We start from the raw sequence: 12,352 nt of genomic DNA, 5'->3' as shown, positions 1-12,352 counted from the left end.
CGCCGGCGCGATAGCGGCCGTCGGCACGCCTCCGGGAACGGGCACAGGCAAAACGCCGGTACCCGAGGCGAGAAGCGGCGCCCCGACAACTGGCAGCGCAGGGTGGGCCTGCACCGGAGCTCCCTGAGTGACCTCGATCTGAGGCAGTGGAGCATCGACACGACCACGCTTGCGAGCGCCCTTGCCTCTGGCACCATGTCCTGCAGAGGCAATGGCGGCTGCGATCGGCGTGGCTGCTGGCGTCACGCCAGCCTGCGCCGGCGTGACGTTCAGCGGCTGACCGGGGGCAGTCAGCGGGTTCGCCTGGGGAGGCTGCTGAGCCGCGTATGCCGCCGCGGCCGCACTTCCAGGGGGCGGTGCCACCGGAACCAGGCCGGGCGCAATCCCAGCCGTCTTCGCAACGGGAGCTGCGCCAGCAACGGCCGCCGGCGCGCTGGGGTCGAGTCCACCGCCAGCCAGAATGCGCTTGATGTCGGGATCGACAGTAGCGGCCGCAGTCTGCGCCGAGCCCGTTTCAGGCGGCTTGGCCGTGGTCTGGCACCCGGCCAGCGCCAAGGTCATCAGGACAAGCCCGGCCGGCAGGGAATGGGATCGACGCAGCACGCGGACGCTCCTGGATTACGAGTGGGCGAGGAAGGGCGGGACGAACTCGTCCCGCGGCACCTGAGCGACCGGGGCGACTGGCGCCGGAACGGCGACGACCGGTTCCGCCGACATGAGGAAGGCTGGCATCTCGGGATCGCTTACCGGAGCAGCCGGCGCATCGGCCGCAATCGCATCCGGAACGGTGATCGGCTCCAGCTCCCGTGCCGCCAACACGGCGACCGCATCATCGTTGGCGGGCTCGGCCTCCGGGAAGCTCACAACTTCCTCGCCGTCGACGATCGCGTCCGAGCCTTCGGCAGCAGGGGCCTCAGAAGCAGCCTCCTCTGCAGCCGGCGCCCGCTCGCCGTTGAAGGCATCCGGATTCAGCGAGATCTTCTCCGGGGCGATGGCCCCGTGATGCGTAGCCGCATCGGCGACCTTTTCCTCCGCGCGCGCCTGCGAGTTGGCCGTCGGCGCCGTCGTCTCGGCCGCGGACGCGTCCGCCTTCGCCGTTTCCGGCACCTGCGGGCTCGGGTCGGCTGTCACCACAGGGTTCGGGCGAGTCCGGCGCTGGCGGGCCGGATGCTGCTTATCCTCCTCCTGCGCCTGAGAACCCGCTTCCGGGGCCGCGGGGGCAGGGGAGGCGGCCGCCGTGGGCGAAGGAGCCGGCGCCGAAGCTGTGGGAACGACGACGATGCCTGCGCCCGCCAGGAGCTGCATGCGGGTCTCCACGAGCTGCTCCAGGGTGTCACGGTCGACACCGTGGTTTTCGATCTTGCGACCGACGGCTTCGAACTCCTCGTCCAGCGAGTGCCGGCCCTTGAGCTTGGTCGAGATCTCGGCCTCGACGGTCGCGAGCTGCGCCTTCAGCGCGTCGGCCTGAATCCGAAGCGGGGCCACCAGAGGCTCGAACTCCAAACGAGCAAGGGCGATGCGGTCGGCTTCGGCCAACAGTTCGTGGAGAGTGGTCACTGTTCGGTTCCCTGATTGGAGGTCGTGATCGGCCCGGCCTCATCCTCACCCGTGTCATCAGAGATCCGGGCGACGCCCGTAACCTTGTGACCTTCGGGGAGCGAGAAGACGCGCATGCCGCGGGTATCGCGTCCGTAGACGGAGACGTCGTTGACATTGGTCCGGATTGCCTGGCCACCGTCGGTGACGAGCACGAGGCCATCAGCCTCGTCGACAGGGAAGCAGGCAACGAGGTCGCCGGTCGTATCGTTGAAGACGCCCGCGGAGATGCCGCTGCCGCCTCGCCCGGTGACTCGGTACTCGTGGCTGGAGACGCGCTTACCGAAGCCGTTGGCGGTGACCGTCAGCAGGAAGCGCTCCTCGTTGGCGAGCTCCACCATTCGGTCGACATTGAGGCTGACCTTCACACGATCGGGGCGCTCAGGATCGTTGACCGGCGTGACCGTCACCGAGGCCGGCGCTGTCGACTGACCGGCCTCGTCCTTGAGCTCGCCTTCCTTCATGAAGATCGAGCCCTTGGCGAGGTAGGCGTTGCGCTCGATGACCGAGGCCTCGCTGTGCGGCAGCACAGTCGCGCTGACCACGCGGTCGGCGCCTGCCTTGTCCTTGAAAGCGATGCCTCGGACGCCGGTCGAGGAATTGCTCTGCATGACCCTCATGTCGGAGACCGGGAAGCGGATCGCCTGCCCCAGGGCCGTCGCCAGGAGGACGTCGTCCTTCTCGCCGGCCGGGAGGACAGCAACGAGGCGACCATTGGTCGACCCGTCCTCGTTCTCCAGCTTCATGGCGCCCTTGCCCCGACGGTTGAGGTCGGAGAAGTCGGTCGCCTTGTTGCGTCGGATGTCACCGAAATCGGTGACGAAGAGCAGGCTCATGTCTTCGAGTGAAGCGCGATCTTCGGGCAGGGCGACGAGCGACTGGACCGTGTCGCCGTCCTTCAGCTCGATGACGTTGACGATCGGGCGCCCCTTGGCGTTCGCATTCGCTTCCGGCAGGCGGTGAGCCTTGATCTTGTAGGCATGCCCGCGAGCGGTGAAGGCAAGCAGCGGCGTGCGCGTGGTGCAAACGATCGTGGACGTGACGAAATCATCGTCCTTCGTGTCCATGCCGGTCTTCCCCTTGCCGCCTCGGCGCTGGGCCCGGTAGGCCGAGAGCTCGGTGCGCTTGACGTAGCCGGAGTTGGTCAGCGTCACGACGATGTCGCGGCGCTCGATCAGGGACTCGTCATCGATCTCGTCCGCTTCGACGCTCTCGATACGGGTCACGCGCTTGTTGCCGAACTTCTCGCGGATCTCGATGAACTCGTTCCTCACGACGTTGTCGCGAACGACGCGGTCGTTGATAATCGGCAGCAGCTCACGGATCTTGCCGGCGAGAACCCGGAGCTCATCCGAGATCTTGTCTCGACCCATGCGGCTCAGCTGTTTCAGGCTGACATCGAGGATCGCCTTCGCCTGGGCGAGCGTCAGCCGCATCTTCCCGGTGAGAGTGGCATCGGGATCAGCCTCCAGCAGCAGCTGAGACAGCTCATCGTCGATGCTGAATTCGAGCGCCATCAGCTTGGCGGCCGCATCCTCGTCGTTGTTGGAAGCGCGGATCAGGGCAATGACCTGATCGACGCGGTCCAGAGCCAGATAGAGCGCGATCTGCCGCATCTGACGGCCGCGAGCGACGTCGAGCTCGTGGATCGAGCGCTTGAGAACGCAGTCACGCCGGAACGCGAGGAACTCCGTCAGGATCGTCATCAGCCCCATCTCGGCGGGCTTGCCGCGAGAATTCAGGCAGGTCGCGTTGTAGGGGAACGTCGTCTGGAAGTCGGTGAAGCGCTTGAGGGCATTCAGAACGACTGCCGGCTCGGCATCCGCCTTGAGATCGATGACGACGCGAACGGATTCCTGGTTCGACTCGTCGCGAATATCGGAGATGCCACCGAACACGGCGTACTGAGCGACCTTCTGGTCGCCCGGCTTGGCCTTCGAGACCGTGGTCACATAGTCCGCGATCTTCTCGATGAGCTGGGCCTTGTTCACATCATACGGAAGCTCCGTGATGATGATGTGGTTCTTGCCGCGCTTGCCGGTCTCGATCTCGGCAACGCCCGACATCATGATCGAGCCGCGCCCGGTGACGTAGGCCTTGCGAATGCCGCTGCGACCGAGGATCACCCCCTGCGTCGGGAAATCGGGGCCCGGCAGGACCTCCATGATGTCGTCCAGCGAAGCGTCCGGACGATCGAGCAGGATGAGGCACGCATCGATCACCTCGGTGAGGTTGTGCGGCGGCATGTTCGTCGCCATGCCCACAGCGATGCCGGCGCTGCCGTTGACGAGGATGTTCGGAAACCGGGACGGGAGCACGACGGGCTCGCGTTCCTTGCCGTCGTAATTGGGCTTGAAGTCGACGGTCGACTTGTCGATGTCCTCGATCAGGAAATGCGCAAGCTTCGTCATCCTGGCTTCGGTGTAACGGTCAGCGGCTGGCGCATCCCCGTCCGGCGAGCCGAAGTTGCCCTGACCATCGATCAGGGGGTGACGCATCTTGAAGTCCTGGGCGAGACGGACCAGCGCGTCGTAAATGGCCAGGTTGCCGTGCGGGTGATATTTACCCATCACGTCGCCGATGATGCGCGCGGACTTCATGTACGGCTTGTCGGAATGATAGCCGCCGTTATCCATGCCGTAGATGATGCGGCGGTGGACGGGCTTTAGGCCGTCACGAACGTCCGGAAGCGCGCGAGAGACGATCACGCTCATCGCGTAGTTCAGGAAGTCCTGCTTGAAGACCTCCGACAGGTCGGAAACCTCGATGCCTTCACCGTCACTCGGAGGCGGGCTCTGATCGGTCATTGGTTAGTCTTCTCTCAGTCAATCAGGGGAAAAGGCGGGGCCTGAACGCGTGCACCGTTGCCGTTTCGGGCCGCGGCTGATCGGGCGCCGCCGAAGCGACGGCCGCCAGCGACACGCGTCGGATGTCCAGAAGCGATGGCTTCACTGCGGCGCTCTGCGCTCCGGCCACCGGAGAAGGCTGCTCCTCGGTTGAAGCCGTCGGCGGGGCATCTGAATGAGGCGCGGGCGCGGTAGAGTCGGGGTGATCGGAAAGGATGAATGGATCACTCGGCGTCGCCCACACATCGGTCGGAGCGAGAAGGCCGGATCGCAGGATGTTCTCGCGGTCGCGATTGAGACGCTCGATCTGGGCGGTGAGGCCGATGGCAGCCCGAAGGCCGCCCTTGATCTCGCAGCCGGGTTCACTGCCGAAGAACTCGGCCACGACGATGCCGCTGAACGTCGCCGATCGCGCGCCGCGAAGCTCGCCGGCGATGCACAGGCCGATGATCTGGCCATAGGTGGTGATTTTCTCGGAGCGCACCTCGCCGCGCAGCACCGTCGTGCGGTGGAGGCGTACCTCACGAGCCCGAACAGGACCGGTCAGCTGCGCGCCGGGAAGCATGTCGAGGAGATTGACCTGCACATCCGCGGACACGTTCGCGCCGGCCTCGAGGATGAGCCGATGGCACTTGATCGTCCCCTCGAAGGGGCGATCAAGGCGAACGGTCCCAGGCTGGCTGATGACGTCGCGGGCGTCTGCGTCCAAGGATTGAGCAAGCATCTCGATTCGATCCTTCCCTTACTCAAGGAACCCTATTGAGAGATCCTTGAATGGGTCAACGAATGCGGCGTTAATTCAAGCCGCGTCCGCCTGATTCTCGTGGATGACGGGGGCGTCTACGCCTTCCTTCTGGATCAGCTCGCCGATCGGCGCGCCCTTCTCCTTCAGCCAAGCGCGGAGCGGCTCAGAGTCGGTGACCAGGCGGATTTCGATCTGCGCCTTGAGCACGTCCTTGACGACCAGCCAGATCTGCGGGCGCTCGCCCGTCTCCGGGTGCACGAGATGGCCGTAGGCCTTGATCTGCTGGGCCTTGATCTTGTCGAGGGTGCGGCGGAGATGCCGGTTGAAGAGCGTATTCACCTCGGTCGGGATGATCTCGCGCTCTTTCATGAAGAGGCGGACGGTGGGGGCGGTCTGAGTGGTCACGAGCCTGATCCTGTGATGCCCGGCGGTCGATATTCGATTCCGCCCAAGAGAGGGACATACAAGGATTACGGTGAGGCGCCCGCGCGGTCCATCAAGGAATGAGAATGCAATCCATGATTCAGTGGATGAACCTCAGGCAGGGCTGTCTACTATAACTCGCAGTCCAAGTCGTGAGATCGCTTTCCGGTCGCGGCAGCCCGGCGCCAAAGGAGCCGACTTTGCGACCAGAACTCAGTCAAGCGGGCCAGTGGATCCGACGTTCGTCCGCGCTCGCGTTACCCCATTTCTGGCCGGAGGCTGCTCTAGGGATCGAGATAGCCTACCTGATCATCTCAGGCATTGCCTTGATGATGCAGTTCTGGACTTTGCGCCGCTCTTCGAAAGGGAAGGAGCGCGATCCGATCTAGAGCTTGGGCGCTCGTCCGCGCTCAAAGCCCTCCAGGCTTTGCTCGAAGCTCGCGATGCGCTCGCGGCATGCAGCCTGGTCGGCTTCGTGTTTCGCGATCCCCTGCCTCGCGATGCCAATCGCATGGTCGTGCCAGGCAATGGTGCGGGCCTGGTCTTTGATCTCGTTGCGTATGACGAGCTGCTGCCCCTCAGGGGTGGCGGCCCATTTCGTCAGAGCAGCCTTCACGGCGAGGAAGAATTCCTGCGGCGCCTGTTGGCTCAGCCGCAGATCGCCGCCGGGCATGACGCTCAGGGTACGCCCGTGGAAGGCTATCTTGCCCTTCGGCTTGTAGGACGCGGTGACGTAAAACTCGACGTCCTGACCGGCGATCTGGAAGGTCCCAGGGACTGATTTGATCACTGCGGCCCGAAAGCAGCCGAAGGCCTCAAGCGTCCCGAGGCCGGGGACGTCAATGCGGGCGATCTCATAAGCGAACTCGTCTTTGGGCTCCGCCTTTTCCTGGTGCGGATTGAAGACCGGCGATGCGCCAATCTTGAAGTCGTCGCCGGCCTTCCAGACCTTCCCATTGTAGCTGACCTGACCGACCAGGTTGCCGGCGGAATCCGTGATGGCGCCGCCAGTCCAATTGCCGCCGCCCAGGCCATTGCGCTCGATGAAGCTCCGGCATTCCTGCGAGGCCTCAGCAAAGTCGACGACCTCGACCGTGCGATCGGCGACACCCGGAAAGCTGCGAGTGGAGTCCTGGCCAAAATCGGGATTGCCGCGGCTGGAAAGCGTGAGCTTGTACATGTCGATGCCTCTCGCCGGCGACGGCCGGCCGTTATCGCATCATCATGCCCGTCGAAGGCGAAAGGCAGAATAGGTCAGCGAGCTCATCCAGCGTGATGCCTTGGCGATTCTTCGCGAGATAGGGGCGCCAAAGGTCCAGAACGCGCTCGATTGCACCGGCTTCGCGCCAGTCGTACCCGCAAACCGCGGTCGCGTCGGACCGGGCTCTCGCCCTGACCCGAGCGAGTGCTTCGAGATCGACGGCGAGAATGCCGTCAGCGAAGCATCGGAGATATCGCTTGAGCGCGCTTTCGGCTTCGATAGGAGGCGGCGTGTTTCCCTTGCCATAGTGCTGCAGAACCTGGAACTGCCCATCCTTCCAACGCAGTTCCGCGGTTGAGAGACGAGCGCCGTCAGTTCGGATGGACAGGATGGCGCAATCGCCACGAGAGGCGCGAGGGGCGTACCCGCCAACGCAGTGAGCCAGCCCCTCCAGGCCGCCCTCGTCCGGGCCGATTCGCCCCTCGTCTATGAGTTCGCAACTGGTGGTCAGCTGCTTGATCGAAAGGCGGTCGTAGATCGAAAAGTCGGGGAGCCACGCCTCCCAGGTCCGAGACGTGTTGAAACGGGTCGGGATCTGAACGCCGCGGTCGTGCCAGCGCTTTGCCACCTCCATGACGGCGACCAACGACCGATCTCCGAACAGGAAGCCGCCGATCGCCGTCAAAAAGCCCGCGCGGCTGGCGGCAACCTCATCATGCCCAAGCGATGCCATCAGGGGCACAATGATTGTCTCGCAGAAGTCGAAAGTAACGTCGTGGGTCTGGTTCCTCACAAACTCGACGAGCTCTGATGCCATCGCGGATCCAGGAAGGAGGCCCGGGGCAGTTAGGAGGCGTCCAGACAGCAGATAAACTTTGCTTTCGAGTTCATCCCAACGCCCACCGTACCCACCGGCCGAGATATGCGGAGGCGTCCCGAACGCGTCCTTCAGATGACGGAATAGAGAGAGCGCGCCGGAGAAGCGATGCCATCCGACTGTGTCATGCCTGGTCGGGACCCAACCCAAAGGCAAGTCGGCAGCGGCATGTAACGCGCTGATCCCGAGCGGAGGCAGGTCGACGCCCGCTAAGCGCCGAAGGAGCCCCTGCCGCTTGTCCAACGCGATATCGAACTCCGCGAGTGTCTCCATGGCGACGGCTTTTGGCGTCCCCGGAAGTGCAGGCGACCAGAAGATAATCGACGCGAGAGCTGGGTACGCCTCGATCGCGACACGAACATCGCCAACCGAGTCCGAGGGCCATCGGAGCCCTCTCAGGCCATGGCGACCGCTGTCGTGCCAGCCGCCGCCCAGCCGAACCGCAGTCTCGCAAAGGGCGATCCGGTCGGCGCCTATGAGATCACGAAGGCGAGCAAGCCCGTGGTCATCGAGCCAGTTCGCTACGCGCCGAATAAGCTCGAAGCGTTCGTCCTGCTCGATGACGTCTCCATAGAACCGCTTGCAGAGTGCGATCCCGATCCCGACGCTGACATCGCCGGACGGCCTCATGTGATCCGGCAGAACCCCGAGCGCACGGAGGTGGTAGATCTCCTCGTCAGCTGACACCAGGCTCGTCGGCATGGCCGCAAGCGTCGTGACAGCGAAATGCCCGGGAACAGATGGCGCGTCGACCTGCATCACGTCGATAAGGCCGTCATCATTCGCTGCGGCCATCAGGAAGCGGTATTTGCCCTCGCTCGCCGGATAGACGACCCAAAAGCCGATGCGTCCATCCTTGCCCTCTTCCAGACCAGCGGAGACCCCGATTTCGGCGAGGGCCTGAGCGAGGTCCTTCAGCCGATCGTCCTGATGGTTGTCGAGCATGACCGGGTAGAGCAACATTCGAGCTGCAGGAGATTCCGAGTTTTCGAGATCCCGGATTGAGGCATGACCCCATAAATCGGGATTCGCGCCCCTACGCGTCCACCTGGGCCAAATCGCTATTTTCGACCACGAAGACCCGCCTATTTTCGGGATCATCGCCCATCAGGGTGCTGACACGCTGCTCGGCGTCTTCAACGTCCTTCAGGGTAATCTGCCTCAGGACGCGAACGGAGGGATCCAGCGTGGTCGCGCGGAGCTGGTCGGGGTTCATTTCACCCAGGCCCTTGTAGCGCTGGATCGTAGCGCCTTCGGAGCCCCAGGCTTTCGCCGTCCGCACGAGTTCCAGCGGGCCGTTGATGGTCACGACCTCGGAACCCGATCGAAGGGTCATCTCGCCCTTGTACGCGGCGTTCAGTTCTCCCATCCGCTTCACCAGTTCGTTGCCGATGGAGAGCTTTGACAGCTCGGAGCGGACTCGGAACGTCGTCATGACGCCGTTCCGCGCCTTCCGCGTCAGCTCGTAGCCGTCGTCGCTGAGACGGCCGCTCCACGCGAGGCCAGACTGCTTGGCGAGGAGACCCGCGACGAACTCTGCGGCCGCGAGCGTCGACTTCTCCTCTCGGAACACGTAGGGGCTGCAGCCTCCCCAGATCGCGAGAGCAGTCGAGAGCTCAGGGCAATCGATGTTGATGTCGAGCTTCTCGATGAGCTCGGCGTCCTTGCTCGCTTGGAGGGCGAAAGCCACCAGCTCTGCGCCCTTGAGAACAGTGCCATCCGCACGGCTGAGCTCGGCGCCGTCCAGGCCCGCCTCGAAGAGGTGCTTGGCGAGCGCGGCTTCGTCCTTGAGGTAGATGCGATCCTTGGAGCGCTTGCGCTGCACGCTGAAAAGCGGCGGCTGGGCGGCGTAGATGAAGCCAGCCTCGATCAGCGGACGCATCTGACGGAAGAAGAACGTCAGGAGCAGCGTGCGAATATGGGCGCCGTCGACGTCGGCGTCCGTCATGATGATGATCTTGTGGTAGCGAACCTTGCTCGGATCGAACTCGGTGGAGATGCCGGCGCCGAGCGCGGTGATGAGCGTTCCCACCTGCTCGTTCTGGAGCACCTTGTCGAAGCGAGCCCTCTCCACATTGAGGATCTTGCCGCGGAGGGGCAGGATCGCCTGGAACTCGCGGAAGCGGCCCTGCTTGGCGGAGCCGCCCGCCGAGTCACCCTCGACGATGAAAAGTTCGGACTTGGCCGGATCGCGCTCCTGACAGTCGGCGAGCTTCCCCGGCAGCGACGTGACGGACAGCGCGCTCTTGCGGGTAAGCTCGCGGGCGCGGCGCGCAGCCTCGCGGCCTTCGGCGGCTTCGCAGATCTTGGTCACAACCTGCTTGGCTTCGGCCGGGTTCTCGTCCAGCCACACCGCCACCGCCTCACCGACGATCTGCTGTACCGGGTTGGTGACTTCCGACGAGACCAACTTGTCCTTGGTCTGCGAGGAGTACTTCGGATCGGGCATCTTGACGGAGATGACCGCAGTGAGGCCCTCGCGGATGTCCTCGGCCGTGATCTCCGCGCGCAGCTTCTTGCCCGGAGGATTGGCCTCGATATAGGCCTGAATGGCCTTCGTCATGGCGCCGCGGAAGCCGGCGACGTGGGTGCCGTGGTCTTTCTGCGGGATCGTATTGGTGAAGGCCAGGAGCGACTCGTTGTAGCCGTCGTTCCACTGCAGGGCGACTTCAGCCTTGACGATGCCACGCTCGCCCTTGGCGGTGATCGGCGCCTTCAAAAGCGACTTCTTCGACCCATCGCGATAGCGAACGAACTCGCTGAGGCCGCCGCTGTAGTGCAGCGTCACCGGAGCCGAGCCATCGCGCTCGTCGGTGAAGACGATCGTCAGGGTCGGATTGAGGAAGGCGAGCTCGCGCAGGCGGCGTTCGACGATCGCGCGGTCGAACTTCGTAACGCCGGTGAAGGTCTTCGGCGACGGGAAGAAGCGCACAGTGGTGCCGGTGCCGGCGACACCCTCGGCGACAACCCGAAGCTGTTCCACCGTTTCGCCGTCCTCGAAGGCCATGAAATGCTCACGGCCGTCGCGCTTGACGCGGACCTCAAGCCGAGACGAAAGGGCATTCACCACCGAGATGCCGACGCCGTGCAAGCCGCCCGAAACCTCGTAGGAGGCTTGGTCGAACTTACCGCCGGCGTGCAGCTGGGTCATGATGACCTCGACCGCCGGAATGCCTTCCTCCGGATGGATCGCGACCGGGATGCCGCGGCCCTGGTCGGAGACCATGACGCCGCCATCAGCGGTCAGCGTGACCCCAACGACCAGGCCATGCCCGGCGAGATGCTCGTCGATCGCGTTGTCGACGCCTTCCCAGATCATGTGATGCAGGCCCGAACCATCATCGGTATCGCCGATGTACATGCCCGGGCGCTTGCGAACCGCATCGAGGCCCTTGAGGACCTTGATGGACGCGGCGCCGTATTCGGCCTGGGGCTGCGTTGCCACGGGCAGTTCGATCGGCATGGGCTGAGCAAGTTGCATCGGTGATCCTGATGGATTCGAAGGAATTCGTCGTCGAACCATGGGGGCGCCGCAGGAATGGGTCAATTCTGAATGCCTCCCCATCCACCGGTTGCATGAAACGGGGATAGCCGCGGAAGGAATGTTGAAGGATTCAATCCTGTGCCCGACAATCGCCCATCGATTGGAGGAAGTCCCTTGTCGTTTGGCGCCATCTCGAAGCCTTCGCTGCGTCTTTCGCAGCGCCAGGTCACCATCTACCTCCCGGAGGCGGAAGCGGATGCGATCCGCGTTCGCGCCGCTTCGCTGGGTGAAACCCTGCAGGAGACAGTGGCCAAGGCCATCAATCGTCGCCTTGGGCAGGATGGTTTCAACCCGGTGCTGAGCGAGCTTCGCATCTCCCATTTCATCAGGAAGCAGCAGGCCGCGGCCGTTCGAAAGGTCGAAGGTCACACCATGGCCCGCCAGGGCACCAAGGTCATGGCCGGCTGGTTCGATCGGAAAGAGGCTGCGTCCCTGGCCTCAGCCTGCGCCGAACTCGGCCTGTCGTCGCAGCAGGTGGGTTATGAGGGAATGATGCTCCTTCTGGCGGAGCAGAGCCGGTCAGGGACGGCGCAGTGATGATCGATGGTGAGGCATCGAAGCGCAGCCTCGCGAAGCGCCGAGTCATCGACCGGCTGCCTGCACACATCGGGTGCAGCGGCTACCTACAGCTGGACGGCAAGGCCGTGACTTTGCGCTTTATCGCGCTTGTTGATCGACCTCCCGATAAGAAATGGACGCAAACTCTCGAACTCACCGAAAGCCCATATCCCACGACTTTCGATGACACCTTTGACCAGGGCGATGGCCTGACGGTGTTCATGACCTTCGTGAGTTGGGTGAACGGCACCATACCGAACCCATATCTCCGGAACCCTTTCTCGAAGGACGAGATCGCGAGGATGGAGGTTCGTTGGCAGCCCCATCTCGAAGATCTCGTGTTCAAGTCCAGAGGCAGAGGCTGGTCGATCTCCTTTGATGGAGCCGAGGTAGGCTGGCTCAAACCGGAGAAGGGTGGCGGCGTCAGGTGGTCCTTCTCCGGTACGAACGAACTCGCAGCGACGATGGATGACGCAGAGACGGCGTTCAAGGCGGCCTGGGCTCAGAGCATCTACGCGTTGGTGTCACCAATGAAGAACAAATCCGTGGATCGGGTATGAAT

General features: G+C 63.8%; 9 protein-coding genes. 2 read left to right on the top strand and 7 right to left on the bottom strand.

Annotated features, from left to right (window positions below; translation table 11 throughout):
* Nucleotides 1-618 precede the first annotated feature (618 nt).
* From OCUBac02_RS24820 to OCUBac02_RS24790, 7 genes are all read right to left on the bottom strand, one after another.
* Nucleotides 619-1,557 carry a hypothetical protein gene (locus OCUBac02_RS24820; protein WP_173050243.1) on the bottom strand — a complete coding sequence of 313 codons (939 nt, stop codon included), beginning with the start codon at nt 1,555-1,557 and terminating at the stop codon, nt 619-621.
* Entirely contained in the window at nt 1,554-4,403 is a 2,850-nt protein-coding gene (gene gyrA, locus OCUBac02_RS24815) for a DNA gyrase subunit A (protein ID WP_173050241.1), read from the bottom strand. Before gyrA ends, OCUBac02_RS24820 begins: the two co-directional genes overlap by 4 nt.
* Before the next feature lie 22 nt (nt 4,404-4,425).
* The gene (locus tag OCUBac02_RS24810; protein WP_173050239.1) at nt 4,426-5,166 is read right to left on the bottom strand and encodes a bactofilin family protein; all 741 of its coding nucleotides are present in this window, start codon (nt 5,164-5,166) and stop codon (nt 4,426-4,428) included.
* 75 nt (nt 5,167-5,241) lie between these two features.
* Nucleotides 5,242-5,592: a hypothetical protein gene (locus OCUBac02_RS24805; protein ID WP_173050237.1), complete on the bottom strand. Its 351-nt coding sequence runs from the start codon at nt 5,590-5,592 to the stop codon at nt 5,242-5,244.
* Nucleotides 5,593-5,995: 403 nt separating this feature from the next.
* Complete coding sequence (locus OCUBac02_RS24800) at nt 5,996-6,790, bottom strand: hypothetical protein (protein WP_173050235.1); 795 nt, start codon at nt 6,788-6,790, stop codon at nt 5,996-5,998.
* A 31-nt stretch (nt 6,791-6,821) separates the two neighbouring features.
* Entirely contained in the window at nt 6,822-8,651 is a 1,830-nt protein-coding gene (locus tag OCUBac02_RS24795; RefSeq protein WP_173050233.1) for a PcfJ domain-containing protein, read from the bottom strand.
* Between the two features lie 73 nt (nt 8,652-8,724).
* Nucleotides 8,725-11,151, bottom strand: coding sequence for a DNA gyrase subunit B (locus tag OCUBac02_RS24790; protein WP_173051157.1), 2,427 nt, complete (start codon nt 11,149-11,151; stop codon nt 8,725-8,727).
* Nucleotides 11,152-11,604: 453 nt separating this feature from the next.
* On the opposite strand from OCUBac02_RS24790, the gene OCUBac02_RS24785 reads away from it, so the two are divergent.
* Both OCUBac02_RS24785 and OCUBac02_RS24780 read left to right on the top strand, forming a co-directional pair.
* Nucleotides 11,605-11,769, top strand: a complete 165-nt coding sequence (locus OCUBac02_RS24785) for a hypothetical protein (RefSeq protein WP_173050231.1) — start codon at nt 11,605-11,607, stop codon at nt 11,767-11,769.
* The gene (locus OCUBac02_RS24780) at nt 11,769-12,350 is read left to right on the top strand and encodes a hypothetical protein (RefSeq protein ID WP_173050229.1); all 582 of its coding nucleotides are present in this window, start codon (nt 11,769-11,771) and stop codon (nt 12,348-12,350) included. Before OCUBac02_RS24785 ends, OCUBac02_RS24780 begins: the two co-directional genes overlap by 1 nt.
* The last annotated feature ends 2 nt before the right edge of the window (nt 12,351-12,352 follow it).

This window comes from Bosea sp. ANAM02, assembly GCF_011764485.1.
GTDB lineage: Bacteria > Pseudomonadota > Alphaproteobacteria > Rhizobiales > Beijerinckiaceae > Allobosea.
The sequence above is the reverse complement of the archived record's forward strand: the minus strand, read 5'-3'. Positions and strand labels throughout refer to the sequence as shown.